A 15,122-nucleotide genomic window follows, 5' to 3' on the forward strand; every position below is an offset into this window, starting at 1 on the left:
GCGCCGGGCAAAAAGGATCGACCAGGGCCGAGTCCGGTTACGCCAGTTGGCTACTTACACTCGCTTTAAAACCGCAGATTTTTCAATCTCTTATGGCGCTGAGTGCGGGCTTACCGGTTACCCAAGAGTGGGGCCAATCAATATTTATGACGCCTTTTTGGCCGGAACCTTGCTAATTGCCAGTTGAGGGGCTAAGGAATTGCCCGGCAGACGGTCCACCATTAGTGGTGCCGCGCAGCCATCACAACTGTCCAGAGCTCTCGAGTTTAGCCCCTAAATTCGCGAAGGACGCGGTCGCCTATTTCGGCGGTCGACTTCGCATTCCGGCGGGGGAGGCGACGTAGCAGATGCGCAATGACATCGAAACGGTAGACGCTGCACTAAAGCCGCTCCATAGCGAAGCATGGCAGGCGCTGGTGGATGGTGTTCGGGATTACAGCCCGGATCTGGTCGTTCTCGTTGCCCGCAAGATGCCGCGACTGGTCGAAGCTCTCAACCTCTCGCTCGGTGACTACGCCGTCTGCGTCTCCGATCATGCTATCCCTTTCGTTCATCAAAACATCAAGGGAGCTCGGGTTGCCATCGTCGACGATATCTGGAACGTCGGCACAACGATGTTGCGCGCGCGCGATCGCGTGCTGCTCGCAGCCCCACGAGAGGTCCAGCTCTTCGCGCTGGCGGCTAAAAACGCCGAGACCGCCCTCGAGTCTGGTGTGAATTTGGCGCTTCCACGCTCCTTGCCAGCGGAGCGGCATCGCATTCTCGTTGATGCCGTTCCTCGCGCGCTGCGCTGCGTTGCGAAACCCTACGACGTCGACTTTCCTATTGTCCCGTGCACAATTCGGGCGCCGTTCAGTTCCTGGCACACATGTTGGCAATGGCTGAGCGACAAGTTCGGCGATTTCGTTCACAGCACGGTAGATGATGCTCAGCTCAAGGCGGGTGTCGCCCGCGCCAGCATCAATCTGCCGCGCGTCGGTGGCTGGACGCTGAAGGCGCGTTTGTATTTTGATTTCAAGACCGGTTCCTGCAACTTTGTCCCAATGGCGCTGGCACCAAGTCTGTCCCTTGCAAACGATTACCCGAAAGGCTCATTCTCGAGGGCTCTTTTTGACGCGGTCTCAAATACCCTTGAGAAACAACAATCGCCAGCGCAAGACTTGGATCCCGAGAACAAGGACGGTGTCGCTCGCGTCAACACATTCTGCGACTCTGTCCTTATCTCCGATGCTTTCCTTGAATTGTGCTCCGGGTTGCTTCAGAAGCAGTCGCTTGAGCCATTCTCGGTCAGCGATTTCGGCATTCAATTTGGGCCAGCCGCACGAAAGCGATGCGAGGAGATTGCTAAGTGCGATTTCCGACAAATTACCTATGCTGAACTAGAAACGCATTTCGGTAGCGAGATACGAAGCACGCCTGCCCCATCATTTTTGGTGGAAGAGCCGGCTATAGCTCATCGCTGCCGGGAGTTTTTAAGCCAAGGGTTGTCCAGGTTTGGTCTGGATGCTCTGATCCAGGATCTTGCCCGCGCTGTGGGTGCGGATGACCCTGACGCCTACTCTTTGTCTCGTCCGTACAGCGCGGATGAAATCAAGAGTGATCCATACCTGCGACTGAGGCTTGGATTCACATACGAAGAAATCGTTCAGCTTTTCCGCAAGCACTATTCTGACGTATGGCATCCGTCTCGGCTGCCTGAGCTGATCGTCAGCGATTTGCTAGATACCTTCATTGATCACGGCGCCATAGTGCCGACGTTTACGTTGCATCCAGACAAATGCACTCGCGTGTACCGCAAGGGCGAGGCAAATCCACGTTGGGACGATGAGTTAACCCGTCTCCTTTTCACGCTCAAGAAAATGCCAGAGGTGGAGCGGACAGAGGTCCTTGAAGGAGGGCGCACTCGGATAGCAAAGATCAACGCAATACTCGCGCTGTCAGGAGCCTATGACACAGCGCTGACCACGGGCGCGCTCGAGCGCGGCAACGTCGGTATGTTGCTAAACAGTGTAGTAGAGCGGGAGGGTACGGAGCTGACCGGGCTCATGCGCCGTTTCGGTTTGTTGAACTAGCGGTACATCATGCAAGGCTCTGGAACCTTTAAGCCAACTCCGGCAGATTTGGAGTTTGCTGCTTCCTGGATTGCGCTCAATCGGCTTATCACAAAATGCAAGGGCCAGGAACGCGCGACCCTGTTGCTGTCGACCTGCCGCAACGCCTATATGACGGCAAATGCATTATTCACTGAGCTTCAAGTCATCCTCGGCGACGGCAATCAGCAATTTAGCCTAAGGGCGGGCGCCGAACTCCTGATTAAGGGCAGCACTGCGGATTCCGACGAAGTCGCCCGGGTGTACCGATATGAAGTCGCCCGGGGATTCCGAGACGATGTCGCCCACCTCTCCGATTTGATCTCGCCCGGGGGCGAGGCGTTCTAGCTGCTGAGGTTCTCTGGCATTGGGCAAGCCGCACGGTCAACTGGAATCGCGGCTTGAGCTTGTTGTGTTTCTGTTGCGTTTGCTGTGGGCATGTGGGCAACGCCTTGGCGTTGTCCAAGCGCAGCGGCATGTCCACAGCGTCACGGGCTCAGGTCTTTCGGGCGGATTGCCGGGTTCGGCGCAGGCTCTCGCCAGTAAGGTCGAGCCGATGGGCATTGTGGACGAGGCGATCGAGCACGGCGTCGGCATAGGTAGGATCTCCAATGAGCACATGCCACTGGTCCACGGGGAGCTGGCTGGTGACGATGGTGGAACGATGACCATAGCGATCTTCGAGGATTTCCAGGAGGTCGTGACGGGCACCAGCGTCGAGCGGCTCGAGCCCCCAGTCATCGAGGATCAGCAGATCGACACGGCCGAGCCCGCGCAATAGGCGCGGATGGCGACCGTCGCCGCGCGCGAGAGCGAGGTCATCGAACAGCCGCGGAACACGTTGATAGAGCACGGAGCGATTGTCACGGCAGGCCTTGTGGCCGAGCGCCGAGGCGAGCCAGCTCTTGCCGACGCCGGCCGGGCCGCAGATCAGCAGGTTGGCATGGTCATCGATCCAGCGGCCCTCGACAAGCTTGGCGAACAGCGGGCGGTCGAGGCCGCGCGGGGTGCGGTAGTCGATGTCCTCGACGCACGCTTGCTGACGCAGCTTCGCATAGCGCAGGCGGGTGGCGAGCCGCTTATCGTGGCGCAGTGATGCTTCACGTTCGAGCAGCAGCGCGAGCCATTCGGCGTGACCGAGGCTTGCGGCCTCGCCGGTTGCTTCGATATCGACGAAGGCATTGGCCATGCCGTGGAGGCCGAGGGCGTTGAGGCGGTCGAGGGTCGGATGGGTGAGCAAGGGATGGTCTCCTAGTTGTAGTAGCGCGGTCCGCGGATGTTGGCATGCAGGATCGGCGCATCGTCCGCGGAGCGCTGATGAGCGGGACGCCGATCGAGATTGTTGGCGAGGATCGATTTGACCGAGCCGTAGGTGCGCGCGCCGATGTCGATCGCCCGCGCAGCCGCGGCGTCCAGCCGTCCGCGCCCATAGGAGCCGGCGAGCCTGAGGATGCCGAGGCAGGCGCGGAAGCCTTGCTCGGGGTGCGAGCGCTCGTCGAGAATGAGGTCGCACAAAGCGCTGGTCGCCGGCCCGATCGCGGCAGCGTCCTGTCGGATGCGCGCGATGGTCCAGCCGGCGTAGCGCCGATGGCTGGAGGCCATGTGCTCCGGCACGGTGGTGTGTTTGTGATTACCGCTCATGCGCTGATGCGCGGCGATCCGCTCGCCCTTGTGGAAGATCTCTACGGTGCGGGCAGTGAACCGCACCTCGACCTCGGCGCGCACAAAGCGATGCGGGACGCTGTAGTAATGCTTCTCCACCTCGACGTGGTAATCGAGGCTGACGCGGCGGATCCGCCATTCGGCGAGTACGTAGGGGCTCGCCGGCAATGGCTTGAGCGCCGGCCGATCGACCTCCTCAAGCAGCCGGCGGCGCGTCACGCCGAGCCGCCGGATCGGCCGCTCCTCGTTGAGCCTGGTGAGCAGCTCGCCGATCGCCGCATTGACCTCGGCCAGGCTGTAGAAGGTGCGATGACGCAGGCGGCCGAGCAGCCAGCGCTCGACGATCAGGACGGCTTGCTCGACCTTGGCCTTGTCGCGCGGCTTGCGCGGCCGGGCCGGCAATATGGCGGTGCCGTAATGCGCCGCCATCTCCGCATAGGTCCGATTGATCTGCGGGTCGTACAGGCTCGCCTTGATGACCGCGACCTTGGTGTTGTCAGGCACCAGCAGCGCCGGTATGCCGCCGATCGCCGCGAAGGCGCCAACATGAGCGCTGATCCAGTCGGCGAGCCCCTGCGTCCACGTCGCCTGCGCGTAGGTAAAGCTCGAGGCGCCGAGCACGGCGACGAAGATCTGCGCCATTCTGCGCTCACCGGTGAGACGATCGACCACCACCGGCACGCCGTCGCCGGCATAGTCGACGAACAGCTTGTCGCCGGCTGCGTGCGCCTGGCGCATCGTCACCGACAGGCGGCCCTCCCAGGCGCGGTAAAGCTCACAGAAGCGCGAGTACCGGTATCCGTCGGGTTCGGCGGCGATGTACTCCTCCCACAGGATCGACAGCGTCACGTGCTTGCGCTTGAGCTCGCGGTGCACGGTCGTCCAATCAGGTTCGGCGATGCGGCGGTGACCCTGCCGGTTGCCATTGCCGGTCTTGGCGAACAGGCGGAGTTCCAGGGCCGCGTCCGTGAGCTCGTCGGGCAACGGCCAGGTCAGACCCGCGGCCTCGAACCGCCGGATCGCCAGCCGCACCGTCGAGGGCGCCGCTCCTACCCGTCGCGCAATCTCGCGGCTCGGCAGACCGGCCGCCTTCATCCTGATCACATCGCGCACACGGCGCATCGCAAGCCTCTCCGTCGGCATCCAGGGTCCCCCTTCGCAAAGCCGAAAGGGTTGACCTATGGGAGCCAGAAGAGGCCTCGTCACCCGGGCGACATCATCCCGGAATGGTGGGCGACATCATCTCGGAATGGGTGGGCGACTTCAAATCGGAATGGTGGGCGAGATCATCTCGGAATGCTGGGCGACATCGAGCGGAATCCGCACAGCACGGCGGCGCAGCCACTAAAGGCTCATTTCGGCCGCGCGATTCAGACAATCCGGGAGTACGAAAAGAAAAGCAACGTTTGGAATGATCGGCACGCCATTTTGGCGGACATCGAGCAGGCAAAGACAGAGATCGACAAGCTAGATGGTCTCTCGTCCAGTCGAATAGAAGCGATCCTCGATACACCCACTTCGGTTTCCGGAAATTATGAGGGGCAGGATCGCGAACTCTTGGAGTTCAATCTACAGCCGAGAGCCCATCTCGACGAGACGTTTCGTAGGCTCGATGAGACATTTGCCATACTTAAGGCCACTGCAGATCTTGGCTTTAAGACGGCACTCGCTTTGGATCGCGATCCCCAGGCCCAATTGTCTCTTTTGGCTGACTCGCGCGAGCAATCCGCCGACGAGGCTGTTGCGGAGATCTCCGCTTGTGTTTCGAGGTTGGTCACTATCTGTCGCTGGCATTCCACCGACACGGAGAAAAAACGAACGATTGGCATAACCAGTGGGCATACTCGACCGCAGTTGGCTGATCATGCCGGCGATATAGAGCTCCCCTCCGAGGTGAATGCAGGCAACATTGAGCGGATCATTGGTGAACTGGGGCAACTCGTAAGAGAAGCCATGTACGTCGCTCACTGGAAGCTTTGCGACTTCTTCCAGCCGAATGTCGCGAAGCCGCCTCTGCCGGCCTTGTTCAAGATTCGACTTCCGCTTCCTGTCGCGGAGCAAACCTCCGGAATTCCATCTAGGCCTTCGGTCAGACCCGTCCGCTGCAGCGCTACCCCTGCGCCCGATCAGGTTCGCATCGGACTGGCTCGTCTGGCGATTCCGGTGAGCCATCTGAACACGCGCAGTTACGCTTTTGACGACAAGATAGCGCAGGACGTTTCGGATGATGTTCGCCGTGCGATCCACGCAGCGGCTAAAGAAGGCTGCCGTGCGGTAGTCTTTCCTGAATATTCACTACCTAACTCGCTTGCCAACGAGATACACGCCCTCTCGAGCAAAGAATCGATCGTCGTGATTGGAGGGCTAGAGGGACATATCACAGGCGATAAGGTGGGCGCGCGCGCCATCGTTGCCATCCCGGGAGAAAGCCAACCCCATTTCCAGTATAAGCAGCAACCCTCGCTGCAAGAGGCGAACGGGGATGCCTTTTTTCGAGACGATAAACTGTCGCTGTTTCTAAATACCCCGGTGGGTGATTTCGCTGTCGTCGTCTGCAGCGATTTTCTGGAACTCGGTACACTTCAAGCTTGGCGGCACAGTGTGCCGCTTCCTGATCTTGTCTTCGTCATTGCGAGGAACGATTACCCTGACCTCTATGTCAGTTTGGCCAAAGCTGACGCTGTCCGACTTTACACGTGCGTGGCCATTTGCAATGTCTTGGATGACAAGACGACCGAAACCGCAAGTGTGGACGGATCCTGCGTTATCGTGCCCAATCGCGCGAAGATGGAGTTGCAAGCGTCCGAGCGACCTCTCGAAGGGACCTTTTTGACTGGTCTTTCCGTCTATGATGTGCCTTTGCACGTGCCGCGCGCACGTATTAACGGCAAGCCGGACCCAGGATTTTTTGCTGTTCCGCATACTGCTCAACGGCAGTGATCTGTTTCCGAAAGCCCGTTGTCTTGAGCCCCTTCGCGCGATCACGCCGCGCCTGGTCTAGTGCGATGCGTAGAATATCCTGCGTGCCGGTCAGGAATACGCTGCCGTCTTGACGATCGTATCTGTCGGATAGCTGGTAAGCGTCAAGTGTCGGATCGTAAGTCATGGCGCCTGCAAACTGCATCGTTGGTTGGGCGCGCCACGGTAGAGGCGAAGGCGTGGTAGGTCTTGCCTAGTTCGACCGAAATGGGATTAGTTTTGACAAAGTCGCTTGTCAGACGACTCCGAACTGGTAGAAATTACCGAGACTGAACGGCTAGATGGTAAGAACAGGACGAGCGTATTCTAATCCGGCTTCAAAAGGATGGCCGCGCAACAAATCAGCAGCTTGCCGACTCCGTCGGTATGTCGACTTCTGCCTGCTGGCGATGCGTGCGGGCTCTTGAGCAGTCAAGCACAATTCTTGATACCCGGCGCTGATTGAACGTGAGCGCGCGGGATTTACGACGTCCGCTATTCTGCACATGTCGCTGGAGCGACATGATGCGAAGTTTGTCGATGAGTTTGTTGCCCAGGTCACTAAGCGTGGTGAAGTGCTTGAATGTTTTGCTACTACGGGCGATGCCGACTACCACCTGCGCGTGGTGGTGCGGGATATGAAAGCATACAATCGGTTTCTTGACGAATTTATGTTGCGATTGACCGGCATTCGCTACATCCGCACTAATGTGATCCTAAAGGAGATCAAGGCCAGCGTGGCGTTGCCCTTCGATGCGCAGCGGCCGCGTACGTGAAGTGCGAAGGCACGGCAGCCACAAGAAACCGGCCGGCTGAGATAGTCAGGCAGCATCTAATGCAACGACTCAGGTTTGCGCCGCCCGAGCATTGCCTTTCCGCAATCCATATCCCAAGCGGAGCGCATTCATCAACGCGGCCGAGGACGGCTGTACTGCTCTGCCGCGAGCGGTTACAATTGCAACGGTTCGCTGGAGTGGAGTTGGTGAGATCCGGCGCGTTTTCAGTTCGTCCATATTGAGTAGCGGAATAGCTCCTGCCGGTACGAACGAGATTCCAAAACCGGCTTTAAGCATAGCAACGAGGCTTAGGACGTTGTGAAACTCGACCGCAGGCTTTAATGGAAAGCCGGCCGTTTGATAGACGTCGCTCAAGAGCTCCCAAATAGCCGTTTGTGGGGGGCGCGTCAGCAATGGATACTCTGCGGCGTCGGCAATCGTAACAACCCGTTGGCGCGACAAGGGGTGGCTCTCGTGCGCAACAAGCAATATGTCCTCTTGCATCAGCACTTCGAAATTGAGGCGTTCGTCGACCCGTCTGGCTGGTCCCACTGCAAAATCGATCTCACCTGAAACTAGCCGGTCGAGTGGCGGCCCGTCGAGATCATCGTGAACGATCACCTCGATGCCCGGCCACCGCTTCCTGAATTGTTGGATGATCGAGAAGAACTTCACGCCGGCCGCGGTTGCCGGCGAGGCACCGATGACAATCCTTCCGCGTTGCATCCGCGCTTCATCGCGAAATTCGTGGATCACGGCGCGCAATTCGGCAATCGCAGCCTCCGCGCGAATCCGTAACCGTTCGCCATGGTCCGTGATTGAAACTTTCCTTGTTGTCCGATGAAAGAGCCGGACGCCAAGTACATCTTCAGCGTGACGGATGCGGGATGATATCGCGGGCTGCGACATGCCAAGCGCGATTGCCGCCGCACGAAACGAGCCGTGACTAGCGACAGCGAGGAACGCTTCGATTTCTCGCGGGCCAAGATTGATTTGAGACATGAATTAGTCGATACAATACAACGACTTTTATAGTCAATCGGTCGTCCCTAGCCTTCATCAAAATGATTTGGGGGATGGGAACATGTTTGATAGCAGGGCTCGTTCGCGTTATTGGAAGTCGGGACGGCCGCAGCCGGACGATCCTTAGAGCCGAGTCAGGCTGCAGACCTTTTGCATCGAGCGGGCAGGTGCGGTCCTTGTCACGCTGGCGAAGCACGGCCTGTGGGTCTTTCGCCGTCGCACTGTGGGGCACTTCGACGATCGCGCACGCCGAGCAGTACAAGGTCGGAGAAGTGGACGTAACGGTGCACGGCGGGGCGACGGTCGGCACCGTTGTTCGTGCAGACGATCCGGATCCCCAGTTCATCACCGTTCCGAACGGCAAGGCTCTGAAGATTCCTGCAACCGGTAACACCCGCAACAGCGACGATGGTGAGTTGAACTTCAAGAACGGTCAGCCTGTCTCTTCAGTACTGAAGGGGTGGCTCTCTGTCGACGCAAAGTACAACGACTACGGGATGTACGTTCGAGGGAAGGGGTGGACCGACTATACGTTGGAGAATAGCCCCGTTCCGTGGGGCAACTACCCCAATGGCTACGTTTCTAACACGCCGCTGTCGGACAAGGGTTTTGAGAACAGGGCCAGATTTGCTGGGCTCGCCTTGCAGGAGGCATACTTTTACGGTCGGGTAGGGCGGAGCCTCGATTTCCGTGTCGGCGAACAGACCATCCCCTGGGGTATCCCGTTTGCGATTGCAGGCGGCATATCGGCTATAAATCCTTTCGACTTTCCGGCAGCGCGAAGGGCGGGCGCTGCGGGCGAAGAGCTCTCAATACCTGTGCCTTCAACGTTCCTAAAGTTTGCAGCAACACCTAAACTTACCCTTGAAGGATTCTGGCAGTTCGGGGCCGCCCGGAATGCCTACGATGGTTGCGGCACATTTTATGGTCCCGATTTCCTTGGAACGGGTTGCAACTATGTTGTGACCGGCGGGCCCTTCACCATTCCGGATCCCGCATTCTTCCCGCTCGGTGATTTCATCAATCGAGCGCCGACGCCGGACAATAACGAGTTAAAGCAGGGCGGCATTGGCGCCAAATACATGATCGACGCACTGCGAACGGAAGTTGGGGCGTACTATGCACACTACAATGCCAGATACGCGATCGTAGAACTGTCTCGAACGTTTCGTACCTCGGCTGCAGTCCCGTTCATTGCCGGGAATCCCGACGGAGGTAATCCCCTCTTTCGAACGGTGTTCGCTCCAGACATAGATATGCTGGCGCTTAATTTTCAAACCAAACTGGCGTCGAAGACGACACTGTCTGGCGAATATGTTTATCGCCCTAACCAACCGATCGCCTTACCTGCTGGAGAGCTCAACCAGGCCGCTGTCTCGGCGACCGCTCCAAGTTTGTTCAGGGCCGACATCAACGCGCTTGCGCCGGGTCAATTTTATCAGGGTTATGACCGCCATCAAACGGCAGCACTCAATTTCGGCTTAACCCAAAACTTCGAGAATGTAGCGGAGCCAAAGCGGTGACGCTCAACGGGGAAATAGCTCTCCGACAGGTCTACGATCTTCCGAATCCGTCCGTTCGCCGATATTTGCGGTCCGATATCTTTGGAACGGGTCCGGTCAATGGTGTTTGTGCCGCGCCAAGTCCAGGCGTGAACTCCACTGGCTGCACGTTCGCAGGGTACGTCACGTCGAATGCTTGGGGCTTTCGTTTGGGGAGTTCGTTCAACTACGACATCACCAAGATTCCAGGTTTGATTGTCGTGCTTTCTGGATCGTACGGGCTGGATGTGAGCGGATGGTCCTATGACGGAAGCCTCAATGAGGGACGCAACGTAGCGTCGGTGAAGCTCCGGGCCGAATACAAGAAGAATTATTATGCGGAGCTGACATACTCTCCAATCTGGGGTGGAGCGTTCAATCCACAGCGCGACCGATCAGTTTACATCGCCTCGATGGGGGCGAGGTTTTAGAGAAATGCGCAAAGACTCGTCCAGTTTCCTAAAGGTGCCGGCCCGATGTTCGCGATGCGAGTGTTGGTCCGTAACGTTCCCTGCGTGTTGAAAGTTGAAAGATGGCTGTCGGCCTGAAGACGGAAGTGCCTGGCGTGGATCCCACCAACCTTGTCGTGATTATGTCTGACGAGCATGATCCGCGCTACATGGGATGGATGGGCCATCCACTGGTCAAGACCCCGAACATTGATGGTCTGGCCGCGCGCGGCCGGCGCTTCGTTAACGCGTACACGCCGTGCCCGATCTGCGTGCCGGCCAGGGCGTCCTTCGCGACTGGGTGCTATGTTCATCAAACCGGCTATTGGGACAACGCGATCGCCTATGACGGTCGAATTCCAAGCTGGGGGCATGCCCTGCAGACCGCAGGCGTGCGCGTTGAGTCGATTGGTAAGCTGCACTACAAAGACGATGAAATGCCGACTGGTTTCGATCGGCAACACCAACCTATGCATATCTACAACAGTCACGGGATGGTCTGGGGTTCGATCCGCGACCCGTTACCCGATGTCCCAGTGGACCATCGAATGGTTGGCGACTACGTCGGCCCCGGCGAATCTCCGTACACGGACTACGATCGGACCACTGCGCAAATTGCGGCAAGTTGGTTCGCGGAGCATGCAAAAGACGCGGGACCGTGGGTGCTGTACATAGGTTTCGTTGCGCCTCATTTCCCCTTCATCGTGCCGCAGCCGTATTTCGACATGTATCCGCTCGATCGCTTGCCTCCTCGCAAGCTTGATCCAGGGCGAGGTTACCGCCAGCATCCTTGGCTGGCAGCGCAGGATCGGTTCTGGCCGCATGACCAGATGTTTCGCGACGAAGAGGAGCGTCTTCGCGCGGTAGCAGCCTATTTCGGTCTTTGCTCTTTCTTGGACTCTAACGTGGGTATTGTGTTGGATGGGTTGGAGCGCAGCGGCTTGGCTGCGCAAACCCGGGTCATCTATACGAGTGATCACGGGGACACCTTGGTGCACGGGGCATGTGGGGGAAAAGCAACCTCTACCAGGAATCCGTCGCGATCCCCTTGATCATGGCTGGTCCCGGTGTCTCGTGCGGGATCACAGAGACACCGGTCAGTCTTGTCGATGCCTACCCAACGATTCTCGACGCGGTAGGCGTTCAGGACGACGATCAGTCCGTCTCGCGACCGGGCACATCGCTTTTCGGACTAGCCCGGACCGCTGTGGACAACGAGCGGACCGTATTCAGCGAATATCACGCAGTCGCCGCCGAGAGCGGCGGCTTCATGTTGCGCAAGGGCCGCTGGAAATATCACTACTATGTCGGCTTTCAGCCCGAACTGTTTGACCTGGACGAAGACCCGGAAGAGATCAGCGATCTTGCTTCTGACCCTGCTTTTGCGCCGATCGTGAACGAGATGCACATGGCGCTTCTCTCCATTTGCGATCCCGAACATATCGACAAGGCGGCCAAGCGCGCGCAGGCCGCTTTAGTCGAGTCTTTTGGTGGACGAGAGGCGGCGCGTAAGGTCGGCGCGCCGGGCGCGACGCCGCCGCCCGGGCAGGAAAGTTAGCCTCGATCGTGCGAGCCCGCGTAAGCAGAACGATAACAAAGATAGGTAGGAGACGATGACAGCCGAGGCGATAGGCAGCCGAACGGATACGCAGCGCGCTTGGGTCACGGTGACGCTTGCGAGCCTTGGCGGAGCCTTTGAAATCTATGATTTCATAATCTACGGGGTGTTCGCGCGCGAAATCGGTGCAAGCTTCTTTCCTGGCGATGATCCAACCATCCGGATGATCAGCACATTCTCCGTCTTTGCCCTCGGCTATCTCGCGAGGCCGCTTGGCGGCATGATTTTGGGGAGCCTTGGCGACCGTTACGGCCGCAAGTTCGTTTTCCTTCTCTCGATTCTGTGCATGTCCGCCGCCACAGCAGGGATCGGTCTGATGCCCTCCTTCGCGACAATCGGCATAGCGGCTCCGATCCTGCTGCTGCTGTTGCGCGTGACGCAGGGAATGTTTTTCGCCGGCGAACTCCCATGTTCGATCACCTACGTCGTTGAGGAGATGCCAAGGCGCGCCGCCTTCGTTTCCAGTGCTGTGATTGCGATTACGATGATCGGCGTGTTGATAGCTACGATGACAAGCTTGGCGATACGCCTTGCCATGCCTGCGAACGACGTTAGCGACTACGGTTGGCGCTTAGCATTTATTGTCGGTGGCATGTTGGGGCTCGCCAGCTATTGGTTCCGCAGTGCGCTCGAGGAATCCCGGGGGTTCCAGCGTATGAAGTCACAGGTCGCGAAAAGTCCAGTTCGTGAGGCCATCACGCAAACTTGGAGGCAAATTCTGATGGGGATCGGCGTCGCATCGATCTTCAATACGTCGAACATCATTATGTTCGTCGTCGTGCCGTCCTACTTCTCAACCATTCTGGGCTATGACGCGAAGACCATTAGCTTCGCTCAAAATGTGGGGATACTCTCAGCGGCCGTGGCCATCTTGGTTACGGGCTGGCTCGGTGACAGGATCGCTCCGCGCTACCTGCACCGATTCGGCGCAACCATGATCGTTTGTCTCGTGTACCCTCTATATCATTTGATCGCAGTGCAAGCGATCGACCCAATCGTCGCCTTTGTGGTCCTTGGTGCGCTGGCCGGGATCGTCGGCGGAATCTACGCATTCTTGCTGGCCGACCTATTCCCTACCCGCATCCGCTTCTCCGGCATAGCTCTGGCATTGAATCTGAGCACGGTCATATTCACTGCGTCGACACCTCTGGTGACGACCCTTGTGCTCGACCTCACTGGCATGAAGGAGGCTCCTGCGGTCGTCATGGCGTTTGTTGCCTGCATTGCGATCTTGGCTGGATTTGCGCTGAAGAGCTCCAGCGGCCACATAAGTCGCGATCTGTTGTGATCAATGTGCTGCTTGGTTTCCGTAAAGGCATTCGGGTTGGCGCGCCTTAGTGGGTGAGTGCAGTTCATCTCAGATCCACGGGGTCGTCGCAGGGTTGCGGAGTCTTCTGCCCGGCAACGGAGTCTTTCTTGTTCCGTTAGCGTTGTCCGTCGGTGCCGCGGTCAGCGTAACCGTGACCTCGACGCGCTAAGTCGCCGAGCTCGCGCACGTTCTGATCTATGGAACAGTAATTGGGCCCGCCTGAGTACGGATGCCGTCGTCAATCCGCGGTCTGCCTTGTTGCACCCGCCCGGGGCGATCTTCCGCGTTGTCGCGGCATCGACTTTGCGCGTGCGGTTACATAGGCGCTAAGCGGATTCGTGGAGACTTGCAGGATCGTGCGGCAACACTTCCTTGATCAGCCGGTTATTTTGGCGGCGCGAGCGGTCTGAAGCTTGGCGAAGTCATCCCCGGCATGGTGCGACGAGCGGGTCAATGGACTCGCTGACACCATCAGAAACCCCTTTGTGAAGCCAACCTTCTCGTAGGATGCGAAGTCCTCCGGCGCCAGGTAGCGCATCACGGCGTGGTGCTTGCGGGTCGGCTGCAGATACTGTCCGATGGTCAGAAAATCGACATCTGCAGAGCGCAGATCGTCCATGACCTGGAGCACCTCGTGACGCTCCTCACCGAGGCCGACCATGATGCCGGACTTGGTGAACATAGATGGTTCGATCTCTTTCACTCGCTGCAGCAACCGGATGGAATGGAAATAGCGTGCGCCGGGCCGCACCGTCAGATAGCGCGACGGCACGGTCTCGAGATTGTGGTTGAAGACGTCCGGTTTCGCGGCCACGACAACCTCGAGTGCGCCTTCCTTACGAAGGAAGTCGGGCGTCAGGATTTCGACCGTGGTCGAGGGACACGCGGCGCGGATGGCGCGGATCGTCTCGGCAAAATGCGCCGCCCCGCCGTCGGCAAGATCATCACGATCGACCGACGTGATGACGACATGGGCGAGCCCAAGCTTTGCCACTGCCTCAGCAACGTTCTGTGGTTCTTGAACATCGAGCGCATCGGGCAATCCGGTCTTGACGTTGCAGAAGGCGCAGGCGCGGGTGCACGTGTCGCCCATGATCATGAAGGTCGCGTGCTTCTTGTCCCAACACTCTCCGATATTTGGACAGCGCGCTTCCTCACAGACGGTGTGGAGGCCGTTCGCGCGTACGATGTTACGTGTGTCGGCGTAGCCGCGGGTATTTGGCGCGCGGACGCGAATCCAGGCCGGCTTCGGTGGCGACTCCGCATCGGGACGGTTGACCTTTTCCGGATGACGCGGTCGCAGCGGGGTCGAAGAGATAGTGTCGATCACGGTAACCATGATGCCTAGAACCTCCAAAAGCGGCTTCACTATCGCTTCTGCACACGAGCTGCAAGACGGCGTCTCGCGCGGTGGACCGGTGCTGCGTGGATTTGGTAGCGCTCACAATCTACCGCCTATCCGACAAATCGCGAGCGTTCTGACGCGAGAATGTTGCAAAATCTCTAGCTAAATCGAGCACATATCTCGCCACGTCGCACGCTTCTTCGACAGCTTGGCACAGGCGGAGCGTGTCTCGGTGACTGTCGGACGTGTCGCGTGATCGAGCCTGTTCAGTGCGACGCGAGTGGCGTCGCGCTGTCGGGGAGGCTCCCTCCGCTAGGGGCGCTGTCCTTGCCTGAATCGGGGCAGGTCATG

General features: G+C 58.6%; 12 protein-coding genes and 1 pseudogene. 9 read left to right on the forward strand and 4 right to left on the reverse strand.

Going from position 1 to position 15,122, the window contains the following annotated elements; translation table 11 throughout:
- Positions 1-347: 347 nt before the first annotated feature.
- Both M2427_RS27900 and M2427_RS27905 read left to right on the forward strand, forming a co-directional pair.
- Positions 348-2,072, forward strand: coding sequence for a hypothetical protein (locus M2427_RS27900; protein WP_280710087.1), 1,725 nt, complete (start codon positions 348-350; stop codon positions 2,070-2,072).
- 9 nt (positions 2,073-2,081) lie between these two features.
- Positions 2,082-2,438 carry a hypothetical protein gene (locus M2427_RS27905; protein ID WP_280710088.1) on the forward strand — a complete coding sequence of 119 codons (357 nt, stop codon included), beginning with the start codon at positions 2,082-2,084 and terminating at the stop codon, positions 2,436-2,438.
- Between the two features lie 148 nt (positions 2,439-2,586).
- Here M2427_RS27905 and istB read toward each other — a convergent pair whose 3' ends face one another.
- Together istB and istA are read right to left on the reverse strand one after the other, a co-directional pair.
- Positions 2,587-3,330 carry an IS21-like element helper ATPase IstB gene (istB, locus tag M2427_RS27910; protein WP_021075688.1) on the reverse strand — a complete coding sequence of 248 codons (744 nt, stop codon included), beginning with the start codon at positions 3,328-3,330 and terminating at the stop codon, positions 2,587-2,589.
- 11 nt (positions 3,331-3,341) lie between these two features.
- Positions 3,342-4,874 carry an IS21 family transposase gene (gene istA / locus M2427_RS27915; RefSeq protein WP_021075689.1) on the reverse strand — a complete coding sequence of 511 codons (1,533 nt, stop codon included), beginning with the start codon at positions 4,872-4,874 and terminating at the stop codon, positions 3,342-3,344.
- Positions 4,875-5,048: 174 nt separating this feature from the next.
- Between istA and M2427_RS27920 the strand changes: the two genes are divergently transcribed.
- On the forward strand, positions 5,049-6,692 hold the full coding sequence (locus M2427_RS27920) for a hypothetical protein (protein WP_280710089.1): 1,644 nt from the start codon (positions 5,049-5,051) through the stop codon (positions 6,690-6,692).
- 342 nt (positions 6,693-7,034) lie between these two features.
- Positions 7,035-7,486 (forward strand): annotated as a pseudogene (locus M2427_RS27925) (Lrp/AsnC family transcriptional regulator).
- 69 nt (positions 7,487-7,555) lie between these two features.
- Here M2427_RS27925 and M2427_RS27930 read toward each other — a convergent pair.
- The gene (locus tag M2427_RS27930; protein ID WP_280710090.1) at positions 7,556-8,488 is read right to left on the reverse strand and encodes a LysR family transcriptional regulator; all 933 of its coding nucleotides are present in this window, start codon (positions 8,486-8,488) and stop codon (positions 7,556-7,558) included.
- Between the two features lie 197 nt (positions 8,489-8,685).
- On the opposite strand from M2427_RS27930, the gene M2427_RS27935 reads away from it, so the two are divergent.
- The 5 genes from M2427_RS27935 to M2427_RS27945 all read left to right on the forward strand — a co-directional run bounded on the left by M2427_RS27935 (position 8,686) and on the right by M2427_RS27945 (position 13,405).
- Positions 8,686-10,032 (forward strand): DUF1302 family protein, encoded by a 1,347-nt coding sequence (locus tag M2427_RS27935; RefSeq protein WP_348521950.1) that lies wholly within the window; start codon positions 8,686-8,688, stop codon positions 10,030-10,032.
- Complete coding sequence (locus tag M2427_RS42130) at positions 10,029-10,481, forward strand: DUF1302 family protein (RefSeq protein WP_348521951.1); 453 nt, start codon at positions 10,029-10,031, stop codon at positions 10,479-10,481. Before M2427_RS27935 ends, M2427_RS42130 begins: the two co-directional genes overlap by 4 nt.
- A gap of 101 nt (positions 10,482-10,582) precedes the next feature.
- Positions 10,583-11,551 (forward strand): sulfatase-like hydrolase/transferase, encoded by a 969-nt coding sequence (locus tag M2427_RS42135; RefSeq protein ID WP_348521952.1) that lies wholly within the window; start codon positions 10,583-10,585, stop codon positions 11,549-11,551.
- The gene (locus tag M2427_RS42140) at positions 11,503-12,057 is read left to right on the forward strand and encodes a sulfatase/phosphatase domain-containing protein (RefSeq protein ID WP_348521953.1); all 555 of its coding nucleotides are present in this window, start codon (positions 11,503-11,505) and stop codon (positions 12,055-12,057) included. Before M2427_RS42135 ends, M2427_RS42140 begins: the two co-directional genes overlap by 49 nt.
- Before the next feature lie 55 nt (positions 12,058-12,112).
- A complete protein-coding gene (locus M2427_RS27945) occupies positions 12,113-13,405 on the forward strand; it encodes an MFS transporter (RefSeq protein ID WP_280710091.1) in 1,293 nt (430 codons plus the stop codon).
- A gap of 397 nt (positions 13,406-13,802) precedes the next feature.
- On the opposite strand, the gene lipA is transcribed toward M2427_RS27945, so the two are convergent.
- On the reverse strand, positions 13,803-14,765 hold the full coding sequence (gene lipA / locus M2427_RS27950) for a lipoyl synthase (RefSeq protein WP_280710092.1): 963 nt from the start codon (positions 14,763-14,765) through the stop codon (positions 13,803-13,805).
- Positions 14,766-15,122: the final 357 nt, after the last annotated feature.

The sequence above is a fragment of the Bradyrhizobium sp. BR13661 genome (assembly GCF_029892425.1).
Classification (GTDB): domain Bacteria; phylum Pseudomonadota; class Alphaproteobacteria; order Rhizobiales; family Xanthobacteraceae; genus Bradyrhizobium.

Excerpts from the sequence above, each read along its gene's own strand:
- M2427_RS27900 (WP_280710087.1), top strand. The coding sequence starts at position 348 with ATGCGCAATGACATCGAAACGGTAGACGCTGCACTAAAGCCGCTCCAT.
- M2427_RS27905 (WP_280710088.1), top strand. The coding sequence starts at position 2,082 with ATGCAAGGCTCTGGAACCTTTAAGCCAACTCCGGCAGATTTGGAGTTT.
- istA (WP_021075689.1), bottom strand. The coding sequence starts at position 4,874 with ATGCGCCGTGTGCGCGATGTGATCAGGATGAAGGCGGCCGGTCTGCCG.
- M2427_RS27920 (WP_280710089.1), top strand. The coding sequence starts at position 5,049 with ATGCTGGGCGACATCGAGCGGAATCCGCACAGCACGGCGGCGCAGCCA.
- M2427_RS27930 (WP_280710090.1), bottom strand. The coding sequence starts at position 8,488 with ATGTCTCAAATCAATCTTGGCCCGCGAGAAATCGAAGCGTTCCTCGCT.
- M2427_RS42135 (WP_348521952.1), top strand. The coding sequence starts at position 10,583 with ATGGCTGTCGGCCTGAAGACGGAAGTGCCTGGCGTGGATCCCACCAAC.
- M2427_RS42140 (WP_348521953.1), top strand. The coding sequence starts at position 11,503 with ATGTGGGGGAAAAGCAACCTCTACCAGGAATCCGTCGCGATCCCCTTG.
- M2427_RS27945 (WP_280710091.1), top strand. The coding sequence starts at position 12,113 with ATGACAGCCGAGGCGATAGGCAGCCGAACGGATACGCAGCGCGCTTGG.
- lipA (WP_280710092.1), bottom strand. The coding sequence starts at position 14,765 with ATGGTTACCGTGATCGACACTATCTCTTCGACCCCGCTGCGACCGCGT.